Raw genomic sequence first — 24,342 nt, 5'->3', positions numbered from 1 at the left:
AAACGGTTACGGGAGGGCGATGGCGAAATTCCGCGGGGGCTCTTCCAGCAGGCTGTGCAATGTGGACAGGACGGTGGCGTCGCCGTCGAGGACGACCGAGCCGGAGCCGGTGGCGTCAGCGAACGTGGCCCGCTTGGCCAGGATGCGGTCGAGCGTGGCGCGCTCCAGCCGGATCGTGAGCTGCGGGGCTTCCCCGCCGGGCGCGCCGCCCCTCATGGGTGTGAGGACGCCGTTGCCGACCAACACCGTCCACACCTCGCCGGTGTCGGCGAACTCCCAGCGCAGCAGCAGGCGGTGGCTCGCCGCACGCGGGCCGTCCAGGCGTACCGCCATGAGCTGGAAGATCTGTCCGGTGTCCAGCCCTGCGAGCATGTCCGCTCGCTGCTGGTGCGATCCGACGGCACCCCGCTCCTCGACGCCGCTTCGAAGTTCCTGTGCGCCCGTTAGGTAGAAGTTGCGCCAGATGCCGTTCTCCTGGGCGTATCCGAGCTTCTCGAAGGTCTTGATCTGGAACTCGCGGGCACGGGCGTGCTCGGGCGCCGCGAACAGCACGTGGTTGAGCAACTCGGCGGCCCAGCGCAGGTCGCCCTGGTCGAAGGACTCGCGGGCCTTGTCGACGACGGCATCGGCACCGCCGATCGCCGCGACGTAGCGCTTGGCCTGCTCGACCGGCGGATGCTGCCACAGATGTGCCGGGTTGCCGTCGAACCAGCCCATGTAGCGCTGGTAGACGGCCTTGACGTTGTGGCTGATGGATCCGTAGTAGCCGCGCACGCTCCAGGCCTTGCCCAGCTCGCCGGGGAATGCCTGGATCTCCTCGGCGATCTCCGGGCCGGTCAGGCCGCGGTTCATCAGTCGCACCGTCTGGTCGTGGATGTACGCGTAGGCATCGCGCTGCTCGGTGAGCATCCCCATCACCTCGGCCCGGCCCCACGTCGGCCAGTTGTGGGAGCCGATGAGGACCTCGACGTCCTCGAAGAGCCGGATCGACTCGGTGATGTACACCGCCCAGGAATGGGCGTCCCGCACCAGCGCTCCGCGCAAGGTGAGCACGTTGTGCAGGGTGTGGTTGACGTTCTCGGCGATCAGCAGGACCTTGTGGTCCGGGAAGTAGAAGTTCATCTCCGAGGGGGCCTCGGTCTCCGGCGTCAGCTGGAAGACGAACCGCACCCCGTCGAACGACATCTCCTCGCCCGTCTCGGTGACCGTCACGGTCGGCGGAATGAGGCCGACGGTGCCGGTGGAAGTGCCTTGGGCGATTCCGAACCCGACCGAGTCCTCCGGGCCGGCCGGCAGCGACTTGCCGAACTGGTAGACCGCACGACGGCGCATCGCCGGCCCGGCGAAGACGTTCTCGCTGACCGCGTGCTCCATGAAACCGTCGGGCGCGACGATCGCGACCCGCCCCGCGGCGACGTCCTCGAACGAAGTGACGCCAAGCGCTCCACCGAAGTGGTCGCCGTGGCTGTGGGTGTACACGACGGCCTTCACCTGCCGCTCGCCGCGATTGCGCCGGTAGAGCTCCAGCCCGGCGGCGGCGCACTCCGCGGAGATCAGCGGATCGACGACCACCACGCCCGTGTCGCCCTCGATGATCGTCATGTTGGAGACGTCGAAGCCGCGGATCTGGTAGATGCCGGGCACCACCTCGAACAGGCCCTGCGCGGTGTTGTGCCCGGCCTGTCGCCACAGTCCGGGGTGCACGGTCTCGGGGCACTCGTCCGCGTGCAGGAAGTTCCAGCGTTCGTTGTCCCAGACGACCCGGCCGGTGTCATCGCGGATGACGCACGGATCGAGCTTGTCGATCAGGCCGCGGGTGGCGTTGGTGCGGTCGGTGGTGTCGTCCCAGTCCGGTCCAGGTGTGCTGGTCATGGTTTCTCGCCTCGTATCGCACGGAGGAATGCACTTTCAGCGGTGGCTGGCGTGATGTCCGGTGAGCATCGCTCGACGAACACGCTCGGCTCTCGACGGCATCGGGGAGCCGATCCCCGATCAGCGGGGATTTACCGGAATTCCTCGAGACGGGCCCGCAATTGGGTCTTGAGGACCTTGCCGGTCGGTGTGAGCGGCAGGGCATCGACGATTCGCAGCTCGCGGATCCTCTGGTACGGGGCGACTTTCTCGGCGACGTGCGCCATCACCTCGTCCAGGAATTCCTGTCCGCGCTCGGCTTCGGCTGTCGCGGACGGGCGCAGCACGACGAACGCGACGGGGATCTCGCCGACGTCGTCGCGGGGACGGCCGACGACCGAGGCCTGCGCGATCGCAGGGTGGGCGCAGAGGATTTCCTCCAGGGGCTGCGGATAGACGTTGTAGCCCTTGTAGATCAGCATGTCCTTGGCCCGGCCGACCAGGAACAGGAAGCCGTGCTCGTCGAGGCGGCCCATGTCGCCGGTGCGCAGCCAGCCGTCCACGAACTGCTCGGCGGTCAACTCGGGCTCGCCCGAGTAGCCGTCCGTGATCTGGGGACCGCGGGCCCACACCTCGCCGGTCTCGCCCTGCGGCAGCACGGTGGTGCCGTCGATGTCGCGGATGTTCAGTTCGGTGTCGGAGATCGCCACTCCGACGCTGCCGAGCGGCGTTGGTACCCGGGAGCCCAGCGGCGACATCGTCAGCCCCATGGTGGCCTCGCTCAGGCCGTAGCCCTCGGTGACGCTCGCGTTCGGGAACGCCTCGCGCAGCTTGCCCAGCGCGGTGGTGTCGATCGGCGCCGCACCGGAGGTGATCAGGCGCACTGACGAAACGTCGTGCTTGCCGAGGGCGGGGCTGCGCAGCATGCCGTAGTACATGGCCGGGGACCCCGACATGTGGGTGACGCCGTACTTCTCGATGTCGGCGATGAACTGGTCGGCATCGAAGCGGCCGCCGGTGATGACGGCGGTGGCGCCGAGCAGGGTGTTGAGGTTGTGACCGACCAGGCCGAGGCCGTGGAAGAGCGGGGCGATCGCGATGTTCGAGCCCCGCCCAGGGGTGATCGCCTGCTCCGGCGGGTCATCGACCTGGGTGACGCGGATGCCGCCCTGGTCGTCCAGGCTCGGTACGCCCGCGCAGCGCCAGCAGCCGGTCTGGATGACATTGGCCACGAGGTTCCGGTGCAGGACCCGGACGGCCTTGGTCCGGCCCGTGGTGCCGCCGGTGAGTTGGAGATGCGCGACGAGCTCCGGGTCGACGGCGTAGCCTTCGAGCCGAGCGGAGGTCAGCAGGTCCGAGAGCGGCACCGAGTCCTCGAGAGGTCGCGCCTCCGCTGGGGCGGGAGACGCGGCGGTTCCCGGGATGCACACCGTGAACCGGATGTTCTCCGCTGCTGCTTCGGAGAGGACCACTGCGTTGCTTGGATGGGTGAAGACCGCCTTCGCCCGGCAGTCGGCGAGCTGGGCGCGCAGAACGACCGCGGGCTGGGCGGGGTTGATCGGGGCGACCGCGACGCCGGCGCAGAGCGCACCGTAGTAGGCGACGATGTACCACATCGAGTTCGGCATGTGCAGGGCGACCGCGTCGCCGGGCTCCAGTCCGCGATCATGCAGGGCCTTCGCGACACGCAGGGCGTTGTCGTGGAGCTCGGCGAAGGTCATCGTCTCGTCGCCGTCGAGCAGGGCGATGCGATCCGGGTAGGCACGGGCGGCACCCGCGAGCAGGGAGTCGGCGCCTGTCTTGGGGTAGTCCAGCGAAAAAGGCATGTTCTTCGGCCATGGCCGACTCATAGGGCACTCCCTTGCTCAGGAGGATGGCTGTCCCGAAGGCGTATGCGGGTTGCTGCCGCGGGGTGGTCCGGGTGCCGCGGAGCGGTGTTGTGGCGGCGGATCACCAGTAGGTCCCGGAGGGTCTTATCGCTCCAGGTGAATCTCGTAGAACTGGCAGGAACTCTTTCTCTCACATCCGAGTCTGCCTCCAGGAACTAAGTTAATATGTATTCACTTCTATGTCCAGACCCACCGGCGAAAGCATCTCCACAAGACACGGCACGCACACGGGCACCGCCCTGCCACTCGCCGACAAGCGCGCGCAACTTCCCTGTAAAATCGCCGAATATCCGGACATCGATCCGCCCTCCACGTCGCCCGCCAACGAGCAGACCGCACCATCCGGCGCGACCGAACCGAATGCGGACAGAAGCGTGAAGCCGTCACCGGTAGTGCAGACACAACGTTATTGCCGATTAACTCTGGGGCCATGGCGAGAGCCCGCAGTTCCTCCGGTGATCCGGGCACCCCGGTGCGCGACCTCGCCCGCCGTCCACACGTCGCCCCGGAACGCAGGTGCGGGGGTGCGGGACGAGGCCGGGCGCCGGATCAGCTGTGGGATGCGAGGGCGTCGACGGCGGCCGCGTCGAGGCCGATCTCGGTGAGCACTTCGCGGGTGTGGGTGCCGACGACCGGGGCCGGGTGCGGGGCTGCGGCCGGGGTACCCAGGAAGCGCGGGGCGGGGGCGGGTTGCAGCAGGCCGTTCTTGGTGTCGTAGGTGCCGCGGGCCACGTTGTGCGGGTGCGTGGCGGCTTCCGTCAAGCCGTACACCGGGGTGACGCAGGACTGCGTGCCGTCGAAGGTCGCAGCCCATTCCTCGCGGGTCCTGGCGACGAAGATCTCCGCGAGCCGCTCCCCCATCACCGGCCAGGCATCGCGGTCGTGCTGCTTCGCGAACAGCGGATCGCCGGTGAGGTCGAGCACCTCCAGCAGCGCCGCGTAGAACTGCGGCTCCACGCAGCCGACGGCCATGAAACCGCCGTCCGAGGTGCGGTAGGTGCGGTAGAAGGGCGCGGCGCCGTCGAAGAGATTGGAGGCGCGCTGATCGGTCCAGCGGCCGGTCGCGAGCAGGCCGTGGATCAGGGCGAGCTGCACCGCGGTGCCGTCGGTCATCGCGGCGTCGACCACCTGGCCCGCACCGGTTCGCTGGGCGTGGACGAGCGCGGTGGTGATGCCGAAGGCGAGCAGCATCCCGCCGCCGCCCATGTCACCGAAGAGGTTCAACGGGACGGGCGGGTTCTCGTCGGCGCCACCGAGCGCGCCGAGGGCACCGGCGACCGCTATGTAGTTGATGTCGTGACCAGGGCTCTGGGCGAGCGGGCCGTCCTGCCCCCAACCCGTCATCCGGCCGTAGACCAGCTTCGGGTTGCGGGCCAAGCAGGTCACCGGGCCCAGGCCCAGGCGCTCGGTGACGCCCGGGCGGAATCCCTCGACGAGCGCGTCGGCGGTGTCGATGATCTTCAGCAAGGCCTCGATGCTCGCCGGGTCCTTCAGATCCAGGGTGACCGAGCGGCGGCCCCGGTGCAGGATCGGATGACCGGAGGCCTGGCCGGCCCCCGCGGGACGGTCGATGCGGATGACCTCGGCGCCCTGGTCGGCCAGGAGCATCCCGGCGAAGGGGCCGGGGCCGATGCCGCCGAGTTCGACGACGCGGATACCGGCGAGCGGTCCGGTGTGGACGGTAGGTGCGTTTCTCACGGGCTCGGCTTCCTTGACGGCGTGGTCGTATCGATCGCCCCGCGGAGTCCGGGGCGGCCGGGCAGTGCGGCGGAGCTAGAGGCCCAGGTCCTTGGCGATGATGGTCTTCATGACCTCGCTGGTCCCGCCGTAGATCCGCGAGACGCGGGTGTCCGCGTACAGGCGGGCGATCGGGTACTCCAGCATGTAGCCGTAACCGCCGTGCAGCTGCAGGCACTTGTCGATGACGCGGCCTGCGACCTCGGTGCCGAACAGCTTGATCTTCGCGGCGTCGGCGGCCGTCAGCTCGCCGGCGTCGTCCAGCTCGATGCCCTTGTCGACCAGCGCCTGGAGGGCCTCGACTTCGGCGGCGCACTCGGCGAGCGCGAACTTGGTGTTCTGGAACGAGGCCACCGGCTTGCCGAAGACCTGGCGCTCCAAGGTGTACTCGCGGGCGAAGTTGATCGCGGCGGTGGCCGAGGAGACCGCGCCGACACCGATCGAGAGCCGCTCGCGCGGCAGGTTCTGCCCCAGGTAGGAGAAGCCCCGGTCCTGCTCGCCGAGCAGGTTCTCCACCGGAACCTTGACATCGGTGAAGGACAGCTCGGAGGTGTCCGAGGAACGCAGGCCGATCTTGTCCAGCTTGCGGCCGTACTCGAAGCCCTCGCTGTCGGTCGGCACCACCAGCAGGCTCAGGCCGAATCGGCGGTTCTGCTCGGTGGCCGGTGAGGTGCGGGCGGCGACCACGCACAGCTCGGAGTTGCGGGCGCCGGTGATGAAGGTCTTGGCGCCGTTGAGAACGTAGTGGGTGCCGTCCTCGGACAACTGGGCGGTGGTGCGGATGCCCGCCAGGTCCGAGCCGGTGCCCGGCTCGGTCATCGCGATGCAGAGCATCGTGTCGCCGGAGGCGATGCCGGGGAGCCAGCGCTTCTTCTGCTCGTCATCGGCGATGCGCAGCAGGTACGGCAGGACGATGCCGGTGGAGACCGAGTAGTGGCCGAAGGAGACGGCGTGCAGGGAGGTCTCCTCGTTGATGATCGCCTGGTACTTGTAGCTGGTCTCCCCCGGCCCGCCGTACTCCTCGGGGATGCCGAAGCCCATCACGCCCAGCTCGCCGAGCTTCCGGAACAGCTCGCGGTCGACCAGGTTCTCCTTCTCCCACCGCTCGAAGTGGGGAATCACCTCCTTCGCGATGAAGTCCCGGATCATCGCCCGGAACGCCTCGTGGTCGTCGTTGTAGATGGTCCGCTTCATGTGCAGGCCTCCCGCTGTGTGTGGAGTGGACGGTGGATGATGTGCCCGCTGCGGCGATCTCCCGGCGGGGCGAGGATTTCAGTGCCGGGCGCCGTCGACGGTCAGGCACTGGCCGGAGACGTAGTCGGCCTCCTGGGTGCACAGCAGGTAGACGGCGCCGGCGGCCTCGGCCGGGGTGCCCGGCCGACCCAGCGGGATCACCTTGGAGGCGTTCGCGGCAGCATTCGCGCTGATGCCGACCTTGATCTTGCGGCCGTCGATCTCGATGAAGGCGTCGTCGGCGGCGGTCGCCTCCGTCATGCGGGTCAGGATGAAACCGAATGCGACGGCGTTGACGTTGACCTTGTAGCGGCCCCACTCCTTGGCCATGGTCTTGGTCAGGCCGATGACACCGGCCTTGGCCGAGGAGTAGTTCACCTGGCCCGGGTTGCCGAACTGACCGGAGACCGAGGAGACGTTGACGACCTTGCGGTGATGATCGGCCGGGTTCGCCTTGAAGAACGGCAGGGCGGCGCGCAGGATCCGGAAGGGGGCCTTGAGGTGGACGTCCAGGATGACGTCCCACTGCTCGTCGGTCATCTTCTGGATGACGGTGTCCCAGGTGTACCCGGCGTTGTTGACGATGATGTCCAGGCCACCGAACGACTCGACGGCCGCGTTCACGAACCGCTCCGCGAAGCCCTCCTCGCTGACCGAGCCCGTGCACGCCACAGCCTGGCCCCCGGCATCGATGATGTCCGCGACGGTCTGCTCGGCGGGGTCCTTGTCGAGATCGTTGACCACGACGGCCGCTCCCTCGGCGGCGAGCTTCAGGGCGATCTCGCGGCCGATGCCGCGGCCGGAGCCGGAGACGATGGCGACCTTGGAGTCCAGAGTTCCCATGATGTGCGCAGTCCTCTCAGTTGGTGCTGACGACGGCGGAGCCCTGGAGGGTCACGGTCCCGTCGGGGAGGGAGACCGTCAGGTCGAGGTGGGCCAGGCCGTCCTCGACGCGGGTGACGGTGCCCTTGCAGGCCGGGGTGGAGTTGACCGGTGTGATCGCGGAGAACCGGACCTGGTACGAGCGGATCCGCTCCTGCGGCACCCAGTCGGTCAGCAGTCGGCCGAGATACGCCATGGAGAGCATGCCGTGCGCGAAGACGTCCTCGATGCCCACCGCACGGCAGGCGTCGATGTCGATGTGCACCGGGTTGTGGTCGCCGGACGCCCCCGCGTACAGCGCGAGCGTCGTGCGGGTGATCTTCGGGAGTTCCACCGTCGAGGTGTCGCCGGCTTTCACGCTGCCGCCTCCTTGCCGGGCAGGTTGCGCACCACGATGGTGCTGCTCATGCGGGCGATGAACGCATCGCCACGGGTCACGGTCGTGGTGCGAACGATGAACTGGAGCGCCCCGCCCTTCTTCTCGTACACGTCCGACACCTCGGTGGCGAAGGTCAGCCGGTCGCCCGCGTAAGCAAGTGCGTGGTACTCGAAGGACTGCCCGCCGTGCAGGATCGTCCGGACATCGATGCCCAGGTCCTGCAGGAAAGACGAGCGATTGGGCCGTTCCGCGTCCAGGCAGAGCAGGAACGTCGGCGGCACCGGCAGGTCGCGGTGGCCGGCGGCCTTGGCCGCCTCCAACTCGGTGTAGGTGGGGTCGGTCTGGCCGGTCGCTTTGGCGAAGAAGCGCAGCCGTCCGCGTTCGACGTCCACCGAGTGAACGGGCGCGCGGCTGCCGATGATGCTGCGGTCGATGACCATCGGGGTTCAGCTCACCTTCTCGAACAGGGTGATGACGCCCGCGGTGCCCAGGCCCAGGTTGTGCTGCAGCCCCAGGGTCGCGCCCCCGACCTGGCGGGCGCCGGCCTGGCCGCGCAGCTGCCAGGTGATCTCCGCGGTCTGCGCCAGGCCGGTCGCGCCCAGCGGGTGGCCCTTGGAGAGCAAGCCGCCGGACGGGTTGGTGACGACGCGTCCGCCGTAGGTGTTGTCGCCGCTGAGGATGAACTCCTCCGCACCGCCCTCGTCGCACAGTCCCAAACCCTCGTAGCACAGGACCTCGTTGACGGTGAAGCAGTCGTGCAGCTCGACGACCTCGATGTCGCGCGGATCGACACCGGTCCGCTCGTAGATCTCGGTGGCGGCGGCACGCGTCACGTCAGCACCGACCAGCGCGATAGCGCTCTTCTTCTCGAACAAGCCCTCGGTGTCCGAGACGAGGGTCTGGGCCTTGATCGCGACCTTCGGGGTCAGCCCGTGCTTGCGGGCGAAGTCCTCGCTGCACACGATCGCAGCGGCCGCACCACAGGTGGGCGGACAGCATTGGAGCCGGGTCAGCGGCCCGGACATGTGCGGGGACTCCAGCACTTCCTGCTCGGTGATCGGCGTGCGGAACACCGCATGGGGATTGTTGGCCGCGTGACGCCGGGCCTTCACCGAGACCTTGGCGAAGACCTCTGGCTTCATCCCGTACTTCTCCACGTACTCGACACCGGCGGCACCGAAGTACTGCGGGGTCATCGGCGCGTCGGGGTCGACCGGGAAGACCTCGCCCAGCGTCTCCTTGAAGTGCGTCAGCGGGGAAGGCCGGTCACTCCACTTGCCGCCCAGGGCACCGGGGGGCATCTGCTCGAAGCCGACGGCCAGCGCGCACTCGACCACGCCGCTCTCGACGGCCTGCCGCGCGAGCCACAGGGCCGAGGAACCGCTGGCGCAGTTGTTGTTGACGTTGAGCACCGGGATGCCGGTCATGCCCAGCTGGTAGACGACGCGTTGCCCGCAGGTCGAATCGCCGTACACGTAACCGGCGTAGACCTGCTGAACCTCGTCGTAGCCGAGGCCGGCGTCCGCCAGAACGGCTCGCACGGCCCCCGCGCCCATCTCGTCGTACGTCTTGGCGGCACTGGGCTTGGCGAACGGGACCATACCGACACCTGCCACCAGCACTCTGCGACTCACGAACCCTCCAAGAGTTGGTTACCGTCAATTCACTTTTGCCGCCTGAATCCCTGTTGTCAAGCATCGATCTGCCTGCGGTGACGGCAATCTTCATCCACGCTGGCGGATTGACCTCGATCTGCCCTGTCATCAGGGATTCACTTGAAAGGGGTGCCGACGTCGGGTGACCCCGAAAGCCGTTACGACCTACCGGCCTCCTGCCGCGCCGCCAGCTTCACCGCGTCCCGTTCGGGATCGGCCAGCGCCGCAGCCGCCAGCCCGCCCACCAGCAAGGCGATGCCCAGGACCAGGAAGCCCTGCCCGTAGCCATCGGAAGCCGTCTCGCCGGCGCCGACCAGCTTGCCGACCATCATCGGGGCGATGATTCCGCCGAGGCTGTAGACGGCGGTGACGATCCCGAACACGACGCCTCGCTGCCCGGCCGGCACCACATCTGCCAGGCCGGTGAACGCGACACCGTAACCCGCCGCGTACGTGCAGGAGGCGAGCACGATCAGAGCCATCTGCAGGGGGCCGGCGCCCAGCAGCGCGAAGGCGATCGTGGCCAGGCCGCCCACGATCACGAGGACACCTGGCAGCACACCGCGGGTGATCCGGTTGGACATGCCGCGCTTGGTCATCACGCGGGAGACGACGCCTGCCGCGACGATCGCCACAGCCGCTCCCAGGTACGGCAGGGCCACGAGCTTGCCCGTCACCTCGGCGCTGTACCCCAGGCCCTGACGCAGGTAGAGCGGCAGCCAACTGACCTTCACCGCGGTGTTGGCGTACGCGACGACGAACAGCAGGAGCAGGCCGATGACCGAGCCGGTACCGAACAGGCGCCTCAGCGGGACGCGTTCGGGCAGGACCACCGCAGGCGCCTCGCCGCCTCCCGCGTGGGCCGCCACCGGGCCTTCGCGACCGATCAACAGCCACAACGCCGCCACCACCACACCGAATGCGGCCAGCACGCCGAATGCCGCGTGCCACGAGTGGGCGGCGATGACCCAGGTGAGCAGCGGGGCGGCGATCATCGGACCGAGGCCCGCGCCCGCCAGGAGCAGCGAGCTGGGAATCGTCCGCTTGTGGGCCGGGAACCAGGAATGGGCCACGTGCATGGCCAGGGCCGTGGTGGGGCCCTCGGCGAAGCCGAGCAACACGCGGCAGGCCACGATCACGGTGAAGCCGACCTGACCCGTCATGGGGGCGAGGCTGATCGCCCACAGCGCGGCGATGCCGCCGAGCACCCAGCGGGCCTTCACCTTGCCGCCGAGCCAGCCGCCCACGACGCTCCCGATCGCGAAGAGCCAGAAGAAGCTGCTCTGGATGACGCCGAACTGCTCGGGGCTCAGTCCCACCTCGTCCATCATGTCCACGCCGGCGAGGCCCACGACGACCTTGTCCGCGTAGTTGACGAGCATCAGGAGGAAGAGCACCGCGAGGACGACCCATGCCCTGCGTCTGACGGTGACATCGCCGGAGTCGGCGCCGCTGCGCGGGACCGGACCTGCCGCGGCGCGCTGCTCAACGTTCATAGGAATCTCCCCGAATGGGTACCTGGATTGCAAAAAAGTGAAGCATCGCTAACGCACTAGAACAAGAGTCCAGAGGCTGGCACCAGACTCGATCGGAGCAGCGAGAGCCAGTTGACAGGCGGTTTCCCACGAGACCGCGCGCACTGACATCAGCCCGTTCACACCGCTAGCTGAACGTGATCGCCCGTGGTCAGCAACTCCGATCGACCACCCCGCGCCACGGTCCAAGTCGGTTCACACGACGTCGCCCGCCGCGGAAATGCCGCTAGAAAGTGATCGGTGAATAACCACGAGAATCGAGTTACCAGCGGCCGCGACCGGCCCGCTGGAGACACGCGTGCCCCCTGGCCCGGCCGCTCCACTTCACGGCCGGGGCCCTTGCCGGCCGAGGACTTCGTCGCCCTCGCCGGTGTTCTCAAGGCCGCCCCACGCGAGGCGACTCCCCCGACGAATGACGGGGACGCGGTCAGGAGCGAAGGGGGCGGAGCGTCGCTTCCTGAACGACGGATGCCGCAAGCCTGCCGTCGCGGGTCCAGAACTCCCCGTAGGACAAGCCACGTCCGTCGCCGGCGGAGGGACTGCGCTGGGCGAACAGCAGCCACTCGTCGGCCCGGAAGGGCCGGTGGAACCACATCGCGTGGTCGAGGGAGGTGATGAAGAACCGGGACGGCCCACCCCGCAGCGGGCGGGGACGGTCGCTGTCGAGGCTGGCAGTGGGAGCGAGGGTGAGGTCAGAGCAGTACGCGAGCGCGCACACGTGCAGCAGCGGGTCGTCCTGCAATCTCTCGGTGGACTTCAGCCACACCAACTGCTGGGTGAGGCCCGGTACGGGTTCGGGCTCGCCCGGGACGAATCGCATGGACATCACCCGTCGCCACTGGGCCTTCTCGTAGTCCTCGGGACTGGCTTCGGCCCACGTCGCATACGGGTCCGGCAGGTCCTCGGGCAACGGCACGACCGGCATCCGCGGATGCCGGTCCTGGCAGTCCTCGGGAAGCTTGAACGATGCGGAGAGCGTGAAGATCGCTTCACCCCCCTGGACGGCCGCAACCCTCCGGGAGAGATAGCTGCGGCCGTCCCGAAGCCGCTCGACGTGGTAGAGGATGGGCTTCCGGGTATCTCCGGCGCGCAGGAAATAACCGTGCAGGGAGTGCACATGGTGCCCGTCCGGGGTCGTACGGCCCGCCGCGGTGAGCGCCTGCGCCGCGACCTGCCCACCGAAGGCGCGCAGCGGCAAGCCCGCGTGGCACCAGCCGCGGAAGAGGTCGCGGTCCAGCTGCTCCAGGCCGAGGAAGCCGACGAGGTCGCTGCCGAGGGCGTCAGGCAGCACGGAGGCGGCCTCGGAGGCGGCGCCGCGGGCGGGGCCGGTCATCGGTGGCCCCCGGAGCGCGCGACGCGCCGCGGCATGAAGGCGGCCGCAGCCGGGCCGTCGCCACCACGTCCGCGCAGCGGTACTGGACCTTCGGCGAACACGGTCAGATGCATGGCCGGCGCTTCCCTTCGATCTTCCCGACGCGCATCAGCGCAGTCTGAAGTTAATTGTCGATAACCTTTCTGTCCAGGCATGGAAGGATGAATCCGCTATCACATCAGCAACTTCCCCGGGAGTTAGTGATCGATCACTTGCAATCTTGTGGACATCTCGGCCGTGTGACCGCTGACCGGCGGCGCCCGCGCCCGCATCGCTTCGAGGCGACCTGCGTGCACTAGGCTCAGCCGTCGGATCAGCAACAACGGGGAAGTGATCATCCCCGGTTCATTCAGGGGAGAGTAAGCGCGTGGTGGTACCCAGGCCCCCCGACCGCAGGGACCGAATCCTCGTCGCCGCCGGAGACCTGTTCCGCGAGCGCGGCTTCCACAACGTGTCCGTCGCCGATGTCGCAGCGGCCGTCGACATCACCGCCCCTGCCCTGTACCGGCACTTCCGGAACAAGCAGGAGCTGCTGTCGGAGGTCGTCAGCAGGGGTCTCGACGTCATGGATGCCACGGTGCGCGAGGCGGCGGGACTCGACCAGCTGCTGGCGACGGCCGCGGCTCAGGCCGCCGAGCAAGGCGGCCTGGCAACCCTCTGGCAGCGCGAGGCGCGCCACCTGTCCGACGAGCAACGAGACGAGCTGCGACGGCGGCTCAACGACATCGCCGCCCGCCGGGCCACCTTGATCCGGGAGGGACGGCCGGATCTCTCCAAAGAGGACTGCGAACTCCTCGCCTGGGCTCTTCTCGCAGTATCCGCCAGCATCTCCAGGCAGCGGATCCCCCTGTCCCGGCGCAGGCTCGAGCGGGTGATGCATCGGGTGCTCCACAGCGTGGCGTACTGCGATCTGGCCTCCCGCCCGGGCACGGCGCGCCCGGCCCGTCAGCCGGAGGCCCCGGACGGCTCCGCGATGGCGACCCCGTCCCGCCGCGAGCAGCTGCTGACCGAGGCGGTCAAGCTCTTCGACGAGCGCGGATTCCAGTCCGTCAGCACCGACGACATCGGCAAGGTGGTCGGCAGCACCGGCCCCAGCATCTACAAGCACTTCCCCAGCAAGACCGACCTGCTCGTCGCGGCCGTGGTCAGGGGCGGCGAACGGCGGCAGGCCGCCACGGACCAGGCCCTGGCCCGCGCCTCGACCCCTGGGGAAGCGCTGGAATTCCTGCTCCGCTCCTACATCGACTTCGCCCTGCAGAACAGCCACCTGATCGGCCTGCTGCTCAGCGAGCTCGACCAGTTGCCCGAGAAGAACCGCCGGTCCAGCCGCCAGGCCCAGCGCGATTACCTCGCCATGTGGAGCCAGATCCTCGAGAAGGTCGTGCCCGGGCTCGACCCCAGCGAGGGGAAGGTCGTCGTCAGCGCGGCGCTCTCGGTGGTCGACAACGCAGTCCGGACCGGACGGCTCACGCTCCGGCCCGATCTCGCCGACCGGCTCTGGGAGATCGGGATCGTGGTGCTGCTGAACGGGGAATAACCCCTTCTCGACGCGACCGCGGATGCGGGGTAGGTGTCATCCGGAAGGTGGTCAGCGCCGCCGTTGGTAGTCGGTGTTGTGCCCGACGTGGCTGACCAGCTGCTGCGCGGTGCTGTTCGCCCGGCCGCGGCAACCCCTTGATCTTGTGGCTGATTCCCCGAGAATCGAAACACATGGACTCCCCGAACAGCGACCCCGACATCGGTGACCGCAGCCGGCGGCGGAACATCCGGCTGGCGCTGAAGCCGCGACAGCTCACCGCCGACACGAAACGCAGCATGGGCGCCACGTTGTCAGCCGTGGCGATGCTGGTGGCGGCAGCTCTGATCGATCCGGCCGAGTGGTTCCGCAACGGCCAGCCCCTGTACAAAGCCGCTGCGATCGGGGGCGCGATCGTGTTCGTCGCGTTGGGATCGGTCGCCGTGCAGAGCCTCGCGAGGGAAGCGGGCCGCCGCGCCAGGGTTCGGCTCAGCGCAAGCCATGCCGGGGCGATCCGATTGGTCATCTCCCTGGCCGGTTATGCCCTCGTCGCGGTCCTGACGCTGGGAGAGCTGGGCGTGCGCGTGGACCAACTCCTCCTCGGCGGCGCCGTCACCGGAGTGATCATCGGCATCGCGGCGCAGCAGTCGCTCGGCAACGTGTTCGCCGGCCTGATGCTCGCCACCGCGCGCCCTTTCAACCTCGGCGACCACCTGATCGTTCACTCGGGGACCCTCGGTGGGCCCTTGGAAGGCCGCGTAGCCGAAGTGGGCCTCGTCTACCTGACGTTGGAAAGCGACGACGGCATGATCAAGCTGCCCAACACCGCCGTCCTCAACTCCGCCATCGCGCCCAACAACGGGATCCATGCGCCGCAAACCGACCGGCCGAACGCCTCCACCGACACCGAACGAGGCGCAAGCAGACCTAAACCGTGTCAGTGCGGGGAGTCGTCGTGATCGGCGAGGGGCACGAGGTGCGACGTGGCCGTCGACCGATCGATGGGACCACGCTGCTGAGCAGGGACATGCCCGACGCGCTGGCGATGCTCGCGGTGTCCGATCGGCACACTGCTAGCTCATGCGGCGCAGGACGAGGTCATGAGCTGCCCTCAGGATCCGGCGACCAGTACCGCTGCCCGTCTCCTCCGCTCCGGGGAGCGGGCGAGCCCCAGGGCGGGGAGCGCTACCCGCGAACTGCATCGCCCGGTACGGCCAGTTCTGCTCGGTGTTCCACTGGCTGACGACCAGGTGCAGGTCGTCCAGCGTCGAGCCGGGCACGATGTAACCGCCGTAGAGCTGCGCGACATGCCCGCTGCCGTGGTTCTCGCCGTGCCACGAGCAGCCCTGCAGCGCAGTACTGCGGACCGCTTCGTACAGATTCGACGTCGGCCCGTCGAGGTTCATCACGTCGATGCGGTAGTTGCCGGCATCGAAGAACGACAACAACCAACGATCGTCGACCCGGCGCAGGCACAGTTCACCGTAGGCACCGGTGAGCGCGATGGTCGGCGGATTTCCCCAGGCCCAGACGCCATCGCGGAAACCCCAGCCCTCCCACGCACGGGGATCGGTGAGGCGGTCGGCCGGGACGCGTTGCAGGACCAGGCCCTTGTCCCGCTGGAACCCGGTCGAGAAGGCGTAGACGCAGCCGTCGTCGCCCAATTCCCAGGTCAGCATCTGGAACAGACCGCCGTGGTGGTCACCGGGCCACCACGCACCGGTGTGCGCCCAGGACTCACCGTTGTCGGTCGAGCGGTGCACCTCGGTCCAGTGGACGTTGCCGAGCCCCGCGCACACCATCACGTGCAGGTACATCTCGTCGCCGATGGTGATGACGTCGGTCGGGATCACGGTGCCCACGCGCCGCCCGTGGACCATCGAGTCGTGGTGGTACGGCAGCGCCTGCTCGGCGTACGGGTGAGCGCCGGTCGAACCGGTCCACCTGATCCCCGACGTGGCGGTCCGCGGGTCACCGAACAGCACGACCGGCGACCGCCAGCCGGGCCCGCCCACCCCTGCCCGCTCGAACGTGTCGCCGAACACCGACACCAGCCGCCCGTCCGGCGCGATGGCGGTGACCCCGAGATCGGTACCCCCGATCCCGAAACCATCCGTGAGCCCCGGCCCGGTCAGATCCTTCACCTTGCGCACCAGCGCTCGCACCTCATCCCGCAGTCCGTCGGCCGATCCGTGCGCACCACCGCCACACCGCGGCAGCCGCACCCACCCCCGACTGTAGGCGCCGCACCGCGAGGGGTGCGACGGCCGCCGCAGCGTGCTTGACGGCCGGATTCGGCGCGCGGCACGCACGGGTCGACCATGACCCGAACCAGGAACGAAACCAGTGCGGTCTTTGCAAACTCAAATTGCGCCCGCCCCCGTCCGGCGTGGGAGCCGGGTGACTCGGAAAGGGACCGCGTTCTGCTTACGCCGGAGTAGTTCGATCAGGGGCGCCATGACGGTGAGAGGCCAAGGCCAGCGAAGCCTTGTAGTGCCCGCTCGTCGGCACGCCGCAGGTGTCGCACTCGACCGGATCGCCGAGCGTGCCGGGTCGACGGTCTCGGCTCATCTTCCGCGCAGCTCGAGTGCGACCGCGCCGAGCACCAAGGCACCCCCGACGAACGCACCGGCCCAAAGCGACTCGCCGAACACGGTCGCGCCGATCGCGGCGCCGACAAGCGGCGTGACGTAGGCGTAGGTACTGACCAGCGGCGCCGGCGCGCTCTCCAATAGGCGCGTGTAGAGCACGAAACCGACGAGCGAGTCGAAGGCGAGCAGAAACACCGCCGACCCAGCCGAGGCCCAGCTGACGTCCGACCACCGAATCGGGGCGAATTCACCGAGCGACAACGCAACCAGCAGCAACACGGTCCCACCGGCGAGCAACTGAACCGTGCTGGCGACAACTCGATCGACCGTCCCGGCGACGTTCGCCATCAACAGGCTCCCCGCAGCCCACAGGATCGGCGCGACGCAGAACGCCGCGACCGCCCACGGCGCCCCGCCGATCGCACTGCCCGGCGCCGTCAGAACCACGACCACGATGCCACCGAACCCCGCCACGAGGCGCACCCACGACGCGACCGGTACACGGGTTCCGATCAACCCGCTCAGGAGTACCACCCACAGCGGGATCGCCGCAGCCAGTATCGCCCCGAGACTGGCGGTCACCGCGGTCAGCGCGACCGTGGCGAGCCCTTGCCCGCCCACCAGCAGCAGCACGCCGGCAACCGCCAGGTGCCGCACTTGCACCCGCGTAGGCCGGGGACGCCCACGCGCGACACCAGCGAGCACGACCCCGCCGAGCAAGAAGATCAGCGCCGCCCCACCGAGCGGCGGCACGCTGTCGACCATCAGCTTCATCGCCGGAATCGCCGAGCCCCAGCACGCATAGAGCGCGAGCAGCAGGAGCACAGTGCGATCAGGAGGCGCCACACCCGTCCGCCCACCACCCTGGCGCCGCACAATTCTGCCGATGATCACCACGAAGCTCCCCACGACCTGCCAGTCCACATCATCCGTCGGTCTGGACGCCCCCATCACCTAATCGACCGAACAGGTGATCGCGGTCCCTTCGGCACTCGGCAGGCGTTCCGACCGACACGCGCTCGTCCAGTCACTTGCACCGGAGCCCTTTCCACCCTGACAGATCACGTAGGCCATGCCTGGCTTCTTCGCCTGGCGCAGGGCCGTCCGGAGTTTCGGTGCCCGGAGCGCGAGGAGCCGAAGGACCTCATGCCTGCTGATGGATTCGGCGGTTCTGTAACGATTGCCGGAATTCAGTAGGCGGGGTTCGGCGACGTTCCTACTGTTCATTCGTGACATTGCCACCTATTCAAGAGCAAGGCGGACAGTCCCAGGACGGGCTTCCCGAGCCGGAATCATCCGGCCAGGACGGGCAGTCGCACGTCGAGGGCAGCGAGTCGCCGCAACCGCAGACCGGCTTCCCGCACGCGCAGCACGGTCACCCGCAAGCGCCGTACGGGAATCCGTTCGCGGCTCCACCGGTGCCCGCACAAGAACGGACCGAACCTCGTCGGCCGCGAACGATCGAGATGGCGTTCTGGATCGCAATGGTCGTACCGCTGCTGGTCAGCACGCTGGACACCGTCTTCGTCCTCCTGACGAATGAGGTGATCACCGCGGGTCTCAACGACGCCTTGGAGCAGTACGGTGTAGAACCGGTGCCAGCCCAGGACACGGACTGGATTTACACCGCGGTCATGTACGCCGTTCTGGTCGCGCTGTGGATCGCATTCGGATTCCAGTTGCGGGCGGGCCGAAACTGGGCTCGGGTGACCCTCATCGTGCTCGCTGCGGTCTGGCTGTGCTTCGAACTGATGGGTGGCCTCCTGGCACCCGTCGTCTACGTGGCGCTCGGGATGCCGTGGGATCTCGGACTTCCCATCGGGATGGTCGTCTTCGCCTGGCTCGTCCGCGCACTGGCTCTGACCGGCACCATCACGTTCATCGTCCTGGTCTGCCGCAGGCCCTCGACGCAGTACTTCCAGGAAACCCGCTACTTCCAGACGGCCCAGTGGCGCGCCCAAGCGGCCCCCTGGCGGTGACGTCGATCGCGCGGCAGGCCTTCCCGAACACCCATCGACCCCACCAAGCCGCGACCAATGGGCACCCCTCGACGACCCGAACGCCGACGAGCCGTGGCAGGACTCGTCAACGAGAATACCGCCAAGCAGCCCGGCGACTCTGCGGACGCGCGTTCCGCGCGGCCGCATCATTTCGGCACCGCGGGCCCCGGAGCGACGTTCGCTCCTTCCGGGATCGGGAAGTTCACCCCCGTCAGGGGAGTGACGTGCGAACTCTGGATCTTCCACTTCCCGTCTTCGACCAGGTACCGGTCGCGATATTCCAGTGACGCCTGCTCGACGACGCCGTCGGCGAGGTTGACCCTCATGAACCAGAAGGTCCAGCTGCCGACCGCGGTGTTCGCGTCGATCAGTTCGATGTCCGGGTGCATGCCGTGATGGATGTCGTTGAAGAGCCAGCGGTCGCCGTCGCGGCGCAAGGCCAGCTCGCTGTACAGCTCGACGAGCCTTTCGCGGTCGTCGAAGCCGCCCAGGCCGGGGCCGTAGTCGATATCGGCGCCCTCGCGCACGAAGCATTCCCGGAAGGCATCGGGATCCTTGCTGTCGCATGCTCGCCAGTACCGGTACTTCAGGCGTTCGATCTCCTGGATCGCCTCCAGGCGCGCGACCCTGCGAGCGAGGTCACGCACATCCACATCGCCGTCATCGAACACTTCCGCCTCCTCGTACGCCAGACTCGCCAACAGCCATCCCGCGTTCGGCGGTTCAGTACGTCAACAGCGGGGGCCAGAACCATCGGGCGACGAACGTCGATGCGCTCTCCTCAATCCACAATGGAGTCGCTGAACTCGACCGGGGAGCCGAGGAATTCCCGGTGCGACGCCGGGGAGGTGCCGTCGACGTCGACCACGCCCAGTTCCTCGCCGACCTCGGCTCCGACCAGCACTCGCCCGGTCCACCGCATCCGGTCGGGGTGCCCGGCGAGCGCGGCGATGACCCGTCCGGTGAACTCCGGCGACTCGGCCATCGCGGTCAGCTCGCCGTAGCGCTCGGGGTCCGAGTTCAGCACCGCCTCGGTCCGCTCGGTGCGCAGCAGTCCCATCCAGATCGATATGGCCGCCACGTCGAACGGTTCGAGGTCCACCGCCATGTCGTGCGCCATCTTGTCCACACCTGACTTCACCGCACCGTAGGCAGGCCCGTGCATGTAGCAGGTGGCGCCGAAGGACGAGGTGTTGACCAGCAGGCCGCCACCAGTGCTGACGAGCAGCGGCGCACCGTAGTAGCTGGACACGTAACTGGAACGCAGCCCGACCTCGAACATCTCCTGCAACGCCAGCGGCTTGGACCAGAACGGCCCCTTGGTCGCGAGCTGGTCCGGCACGATGAACGCGTTGTTCACCAGGATGTCCAGCCGGCCGTGGTCGGCGCGCACCCGCTCGAACAGTGCCGCGACCTGGTCGTCATCACGGTGATCGCAGACAACGGGAACTCCGGTGCCGCCCCTGCGGTCGATCTCCTCGGCGGTGGCGAAGACCGTGCCCGGCAGCGACGCCGCACCCTCCCGCCGGGTCCGGCCGGTGACGTAGACCGTGGCACCGGTTTGACCGAGCGCGAGCGCGATTCCCTTGCCCGCGCCCCGGCTCGCGCCGGTGACCACCGCGACCCGGTCGCCGCTCACAGCTCGCCCGCCATGCCGAGTGGCCCACCGCACGGGACGACCGCGAGACCGTCGACATCCGAGCGGGGAATCGCTTTCGCCGACGACATCGGCTTGCGGTGCCTGGCCCGTCCCCTGATCCCGGTGATCGTTGCCGGACGAAGGCTGCTCGGCACCTCCCGCTCGGACGTTCGTTCATCGGCCATGTACCCGCTCCCGGTCCCTGACGCACGAGTCGACTGCGACAACGAAAAACCAAACGCTTGCTTGAGCGTATCGAAGGCGACCGGCAAGTCAAGCCCCGGCAGCGGACCCCGCCGGGCACGCCGCGCCCCGCGCGCGGCCGGACGGGTTCAGCGGGCGCGCGATGCCCTGGCGTGGGGGGTGTCCGTCGTAGAACGTTTCAAACTCGTGCCAGGCGGACACCCGCACGATCAACTTGTCAGTTCGACCATTGCGCCTGTTTCCAGCCACGACGGACACGGCAGGAGATGCGGCCCGCGGAACGGGGTTACACAGGTAATATCTCAATTCGATAACATGTCTGGTCTGTTCGTGGCCAGCGGATGAAGGCTTGCCCGCAGCCATTCCCCCTGATGGTCGCCCGTCAATAGCGGCCCGCGCTGTGAACAGACTCCTACGCGCAGCGGCGAGCATCTGCCTCGCGTCGCTGTTGGCGGTCTTCGGTCTGGGTGCCGCACCGGCCGGTGCCCATGTTTCTCCACAACACGGTGAACTCATCGTCGCCGGCCACGGCGACACCACCAGCGGTCGGCTGATCGTGCACCGCGACATCGTCTCGGCGCAGGACGCCGGCGGGTGGGCGCAAAGCCTGCTGGCCGACCCCTGTGCGATGACCGGTTCGGGTGTGCCAGGCGACAGCGGCGGCGTCCCCGAAGGCGTTGTCGTCGAGCTGGCCTGGAACTGTCCCGTCGAGCAGCTCGATCTGGCTCCGTTGCTGGAGAATGCCGGGTTGTCGCAGGTCGTCGTGGAGTTCAACGGCACGACCGCGAACGCGACACCGGAGCTGCCGGTCGTGGATGCGGCGGGCGCTCACGAGCCGCCGCAGTTCCCGCTGCTCGCCGTGCTGCTCGCCGCCGGGTTGCTGCTCGCTGCCGTCGGGATCCGCCAGTACGGACCGCGGCTCCGCGACATGGCGACGCGCACCCGCCGTCCCTTGCGCGTGGCGGTCGCGAGCGTGCTGGCCGCCGCGTCGCTGACACCCGCGGTCGCTTCGGCGGCTCCAGCGAATCCGGCGACCTTGCCCGTTCAGGGCACGGTGTTCGCCGACGCCAACGGAAATGGCGCGCGGGACCCCGGTGAAGCTCCGCTGCCGGGCGTGTCGGTGACCGATGGTGCGGCGTGGGCCACGAGCGGCCCCGACGGTTCCTACCGCATCGACATCGACCCGGCGCGGCGCGAGACCGATCTCGTCAGCGTCGTCTCCCCCAATGGCCACACCCCAGCACTACGCGCCGATTTCGTGCCGCAGTTCTTCCGCGAAGTGCGGCCCGACGCACACACCGGCATCGATTTCGCACTCGTACCTGACGCGAACGCGGCCAACCCCACCGAGAAGTGGCTGATGGTCTCCGACACCGAGGTAGGCAACCGAACCGACCAGGAAGCCACCACCGCGCTACCGCGGTGGACCGGCCAGGTCAACGCGATGTCCGAAGTGGACGATGCGACGATGACGATCACCACCGGTGATCTCACGGTCACCGACTATGCCGCGGAACCCCGCCGGCAGGGCGGCTACGACCTGCTGCGCAAGGGCCTGACCGACGGCGCATTGGGCCACCCGTTCTACCCCGTCATCGGCAACCACGATTTCGGTGGCACGGCAGCCTCGGTGGGCTACGGCGGCAGTGTCGAGTACTGGCGCCGCAACGTGGGCCCGGAGTGGTACAGCTTCGACCGCAACGGCCGCCACATCGTCGTGCTGGAGGACAACTACGACGCGAGCGGATTGGCACCGCAACTGGAGTGGCTCCGCGAGGACCTCGAGCGGCACGCCGTCGGCAAGCAGGTCTTCGTCTTCGCCCACCGGTCACTGCTCACCCGCTGGGGCCCCGGAGCGGGGATGCAGCCGATCGTCGACGAGCTGGCCCGCTATGACGTCCGGATGTTCGCGGCCGGGCACAACCAGCAGGCCGAGTTCCGCCGGGGCGCCTTCGATCGCTCTGTCGAGGTCAACAACCAGGGCACCTACGGGATCGACGGCGCCCGCCCGGACTACAAGATCCTCGATTTCAGCGAGATCACCGACAACCCGGCCACGAAGGCCAGCGAGGACACCGGTAACGTCACCGGCACGCACCGGCAGTTCGACGTGAACGATGACACCGCACTCGTCAGCCCTGCGCAGGGCAGCGTCCACCCGACTGGCCGTGACATCCCCGTCGAGCTCTACGCCGAGGACAACGGCCGCACGCCGGCCACCGCGTCGCTGACCATCCGCGACGATCGCGGCAAGACCGTCCGCGACGAACACGACCTGAAGTTCGGCACCAAGATCGGCAAGCAGGGCATCGTGAACTGCTACACCGCACCCGGCGGCACAGCTGAACCGTGTCCGGCGGCCAGGATCTCGTGGACGCGGGTGAGCCACCGCGTCGGGGAGCTCAAGCCCGGCACCTACACCGCCGAGATGACCGCGGTCGACACCACCGGCAAAACCTGGCCAGCGGCGAAAACCACGTTCCAGGTCGTGCCGGAGAAGGACGTGCGGAAGGCCGAGACCGGCCAGGCTTGGATTCGGCAAGGCGGCGACGAACGCGGTCGGTCCGCCAGCGCCGACGACCCGGGCACCCAGCTCGACCTGCGCTGGGCGGCCAACACCGGCGAGCAGTTCCACCTCAACGGTGCCGCCATCGTCGACGGCAAGGCGATCGTCGCATCGCAAGCCTTCGACTCGCCGTACAACATGGTGCTCGCCTACGACCTGAAGCACGGGCGGGAAGTGTGGCGGACCTATGTGGACGGTGACGCCGAGTCGTTCCCGACCGTCCACGGCGGCCGGGTGTACCTGACGACCGGCGTGGGCCGGGTCTACGCGCTGGACGCGAACGACGGCAAGGTCGTCTGGGAAACGATCGACGCCGAGGAGCAGCACGGCGACACCGTCCGCCGCTACGGCCGCGCGGGCAGCCCGGTGAGCGTGTTCGACCTGCCCGCCGAAAACCGCTCGGTGGCCGTCTACCACGAGTGGGACGGCGTGGTCTGCCGCGACGCGGGGAACGGCCAACGTCTCCCCGGCGGTTTCGCCGCCCCCGGCGGCTGGGGTGAGTTCCACAGCACCGCAGTGCGCCAACCCGGTTCGGACACCGCCTACCTGCACTCCGGGTCCAGCCAGTCGCTGATCGCGATGGACCTGCGCAGCTGCACCCGCACGGCGGAGGTGAACACCGAAGGCGACATCTTCAGCCACTCCTCGCCGGCCTTCACCGACCCGGCCCAGGGCGATCCCCAGCTGGTAACGGCGACGCAGTCCGGGGTGCGCGGGCACGACCCGGCGGCGAACCTGGCGGTGACCTGGCACGCGAAGGCCGCTCCGCGCAACGGCGCCTGCGAGCCCGGTCCCCCGCCGGTGACCAGCCCGGCCGTGTGGGGCGATATCACTTACGTGGCGAGCATCGACGGCGTGATCCGGGCCTACGACACGCGCGCTGCCGATCCCACCAAGCCATTGTGGGAGACACCGGTCGGTTACCTGCCCGGGGAGAACCCGCTGGAGGACGAGTGGCGCGTCGGCTACGGGTGCACCACCGCGCCCGCCGGTTCGCCGGCCATGCACGCACTGGCCACCGAAACCGCGGTTTACGCGGGCACCTGGGACGGACGCCTGCTCGTCCTGGATCGCGCCACCGGCAAGCTGCTGGCCGAGCACAACCTCGGTGGTGGTGTCGCGTCGGCGCTGTCGGTCAGTGGTGACTGGCTGTACGCCCTGACCGACGACGGCACGATCCACGCCTTCGCAGCACGCCGCACCCCGTAACAACACCCCCGGCCTCACGAGCCGCGCCTGCCGCGGCTCGTGAGGCCCTCCCCCATGCCAACCGACTCTTCGCACCAGGAGCTG

Annotated in this window: 19 protein-coding genes; 4 read left to right on the top strand and 15 right to left on the bottom strand. The window is 68.5% G+C overall.

Going from position 1 to position 24,342, the window contains the following annotated elements; all coding sequences use genetic code 11:
• Window positions 1-6: 6 nt before the first annotated feature.
• From AC07EQ_RS19560 to AC07EQ_RS19515, 10 genes are all read right to left on the bottom strand, one after another.
• Complete coding sequence (locus AC07EQ_RS19560; protein ID WP_478389341.1) at window positions 7-1,872, bottom strand: alkyl/aryl-sulfatase; 1,866 nt, start codon at window positions 1,870-1,872, stop codon at window positions 7-9.
• A gap of 131 nt (window positions 1,873-2,003) precedes the next feature.
• Window positions 2,004-3,701: a class I adenylate-forming enzyme family protein gene (locus tag AC07EQ_RS19555; protein ID WP_478389340.1), complete on the bottom strand. Its 1,698-nt coding sequence runs from the start codon at window positions 3,699-3,701 to the stop codon at window positions 2,004-2,006.
• A 588-nt stretch (window positions 3,702-4,289) separates the two neighbouring features.
• A complete protein-coding gene (locus tag AC07EQ_RS19550) occupies window positions 4,290-5,438 on the bottom strand; it encodes a CaiB/BaiF CoA transferase family protein (RefSeq protein ID WP_478389339.1) in 1,149 nt (382 codons plus the stop codon).
• 75 nt (window positions 5,439-5,513) lie between these two features.
• The gene (locus AC07EQ_RS19545; RefSeq protein ID WP_478389338.1) at window positions 5,514-6,671 is read right to left on the bottom strand and encodes an acyl-CoA dehydrogenase family protein; all 1,158 of its coding nucleotides are present in this window, start codon (window positions 6,669-6,671) and stop codon (window positions 5,514-5,516) included.
• 78 nt (window positions 6,672-6,749) lie between these two features.
• Window positions 6,750-7,553 carry an SDR family NAD(P)-dependent oxidoreductase gene (locus AC07EQ_RS19540; protein ID WP_478389337.1) on the bottom strand — a complete coding sequence of 268 codons (804 nt, stop codon included), beginning with the start codon at window positions 7,551-7,553 and terminating at the stop codon, window positions 6,750-6,752.
• Between the two features lie 16 nt (window positions 7,554-7,569).
• Entirely contained in the window at window positions 7,570-7,950 is a 381-nt protein-coding gene (locus tag AC07EQ_RS19535; RefSeq protein WP_478389336.1) for a MaoC/PaaZ C-terminal domain-containing protein, read from the bottom strand.
• Complete coding sequence (locus tag AC07EQ_RS19530) at window positions 7,947-8,411, bottom strand: MaoC family dehydratase N-terminal domain-containing protein (protein WP_478389335.1); 465 nt, start codon at window positions 8,409-8,411, stop codon at window positions 7,947-7,949. The genes AC07EQ_RS19535 and AC07EQ_RS19530 overlap by 4 nt, the downstream gene beginning before the upstream one ends.
• A 6-nt stretch (window positions 8,412-8,417) precedes the next feature.
• Window positions 8,418-9,605, bottom strand: a complete 1,188-nt coding sequence (locus AC07EQ_RS19525; RefSeq protein WP_478389334.1) for a lipid-transfer protein — start codon at window positions 9,603-9,605, stop codon at window positions 8,418-8,420.
• Between the two features lie 179 nt (window positions 9,606-9,784).
• On the bottom strand, window positions 9,785-11,122 hold the full coding sequence (locus tag AC07EQ_RS19520) for an MFS transporter (protein WP_478389333.1): 1,338 nt from the start codon (window positions 11,120-11,122) through the stop codon (window positions 9,785-9,787).
• A 466-nt stretch (window positions 11,123-11,588) separates the two neighbouring features.
• Complete coding sequence (locus tag AC07EQ_RS19515) at window positions 11,589-12,494, bottom strand: acyl-CoA thioesterase (protein WP_478389332.1); 906 nt, start codon at window positions 12,492-12,494, stop codon at window positions 11,589-11,591.
• Window positions 12,495-12,900: 406 nt separating this feature from the next.
• Here AC07EQ_RS19515 and AC07EQ_RS19510 point away from each other — a divergent pair, with 406 nt between their 5' ends.
• Together AC07EQ_RS19510 and AC07EQ_RS19505 are read left to right on the top strand one after the other, a co-directional pair.
• Window positions 12,901-14,070 carry a TetR/AcrR family transcriptional regulator gene (locus AC07EQ_RS19510; RefSeq protein ID WP_478389331.1) on the top strand — a complete coding sequence of 390 codons (1,170 nt, stop codon included), beginning with the start codon at window positions 12,901-12,903 and terminating at the stop codon, window positions 14,068-14,070.
• 173 nt (window positions 14,071-14,243) lie between these two features.
• Complete coding sequence (locus AC07EQ_RS19505; RefSeq protein WP_478389330.1) at window positions 14,244-15,008, top strand: mechanosensitive ion channel family protein; 765 nt, start codon at window positions 14,244-14,246, stop codon at window positions 15,006-15,008.
• Between the two features lie 114 nt (window positions 15,009-15,122).
• Here the strand turns inward: AC07EQ_RS19505 and AC07EQ_RS19500 are convergent, their stop codons facing one another.
• Both AC07EQ_RS19500 and AC07EQ_RS19495 read right to left on the bottom strand, forming a co-directional pair.
• The gene (locus AC07EQ_RS19500) at window positions 15,123-16,202 is read right to left on the bottom strand and encodes a DUF4185 domain-containing protein (protein ID WP_478389329.1); all 1,080 of its coding nucleotides are present in this window, start codon (window positions 16,200-16,202) and stop codon (window positions 15,123-15,125) included.
• 414 nt (window positions 16,203-16,616) lie between these two features.
• On the bottom strand, window positions 16,617-17,465 hold the full coding sequence (locus AC07EQ_RS19495) for an EamA family transporter (protein ID WP_478389328.1): 849 nt from the start codon (window positions 17,463-17,465) through the stop codon (window positions 16,617-16,619).
• Between the two features lie 404 nt (window positions 17,466-17,869).
• Between AC07EQ_RS19495 and AC07EQ_RS19490 the strand changes: the two genes are divergently transcribed.
• Window positions 17,870-18,619, top strand: a complete 750-nt coding sequence (locus AC07EQ_RS19490; RefSeq protein WP_478389327.1) for a hypothetical protein — start codon at window positions 17,870-17,872, stop codon at window positions 18,617-18,619.
• Window positions 18,620-18,786: 167 nt separating this feature from the next.
• Here AC07EQ_RS19490 and AC07EQ_RS19485 read toward each other — a convergent pair whose 3' ends face one another.
• The 3 genes from AC07EQ_RS19485 to AC07EQ_RS19475 form a co-directional block, all read right to left on the bottom strand.
• Window positions 18,787-19,311: a nuclear transport factor 2 family protein gene (locus AC07EQ_RS19485; RefSeq protein ID WP_478389326.1), complete on the bottom strand. Its 525-nt coding sequence runs from the start codon at window positions 19,309-19,311 to the stop codon at window positions 18,787-18,789.
• Window positions 19,312-19,421: 110 nt separating this feature from the next.
• Window positions 19,422-20,279, bottom strand: coding sequence for an SDR family NAD(P)-dependent oxidoreductase (locus tag AC07EQ_RS19480; protein WP_478389325.1), 858 nt, complete (start codon window positions 20,277-20,279; stop codon window positions 19,422-19,424).
• On the bottom strand, window positions 20,276-20,464 hold the full coding sequence (locus AC07EQ_RS19475) for a hypothetical protein (RefSeq protein WP_478389324.1): 189 nt from the start codon (window positions 20,462-20,464) through the stop codon (window positions 20,276-20,278). Before AC07EQ_RS19475 ends, AC07EQ_RS19480 begins: the two co-directional genes overlap by 4 nt.
• Window positions 20,465-20,883: 419 nt before the next feature.
• On the opposite strand from AC07EQ_RS19475, the gene AC07EQ_RS19470 reads away from it, so the two are divergent.
• Window positions 20,884-24,258 carry an outer membrane protein assembly factor BamB family protein gene (locus tag AC07EQ_RS19470; protein WP_478389323.1) on the top strand — a complete coding sequence of 1,125 codons (3,375 nt, stop codon included), beginning with the start codon at window positions 20,884-20,886 and terminating at the stop codon, window positions 24,256-24,258.
• The last annotated feature ends 84 nt before the right edge of the window (window positions 24,259-24,342 follow it).

The organism is Saccharopolyspora sp. NPDC045839, from assembly GCF_056431645.1.
The sequence above is the reverse complement of the archived record's forward strand: the minus strand, read 5'-3'. Positions and strand labels throughout refer to the sequence as shown.

Coding starts and splice junctions, on each gene's coding strand:
- AC07EQ_RS19560 (WP_478389341.1), bottom strand. CDS start 1,872: ATGACCAGCACACCTGGACCGGACTGGGACGACACCACCGACCGCACC.
- AC07EQ_RS19555 (WP_478389340.1), bottom strand. CDS start 3,701: ATGAGTCGGCCATGGCCGAAGAACATGCCTTTTTCGCTGGACTACCCC.
- AC07EQ_RS19545 (WP_478389338.1), bottom strand. CDS start 6,671: ATGAAGCGGACCATCTACAACGACGACCACGAGGCGTTCCGGGCGATG.
- AC07EQ_RS19540 (WP_478389337.1), bottom strand. CDS start 7,553: ATGGGAACTCTGGACTCCAAGGTCGCCATCGTCTCCGGCTCCGGCCGC.
- AC07EQ_RS19530 (WP_478389335.1), bottom strand. CDS start 8,411: ATGGTCATCGACCGCAGCATCATCGGCAGCCGCGCGCCCGTTCACTCG.
- AC07EQ_RS19520 (WP_478389333.1), bottom strand. CDS start 11,122: ATGAACGTTGAGCAGCGCGCCGCGGCAGGTCCGGTCCCGCGCAGCGGC.
- AC07EQ_RS19515 (WP_478389332.1), bottom strand. CDS start 12,494: ATGACCGGCCCCGCCCGCGGCGCCGCCTCCGAGGCCGCCTCCGTGCTG.
- AC07EQ_RS19505 (WP_478389330.1), top strand. CDS start 14,244: ATGGACTCCCCGAACAGCGACCCCGACATCGGTGACCGCAGCCGGCGG.
- AC07EQ_RS19475 (WP_478389324.1), bottom strand. CDS start 20,464: ATGGCCGATGAACGAACGTCCGAGCGGGAGGTGCCGAGCAGCCTTCGT.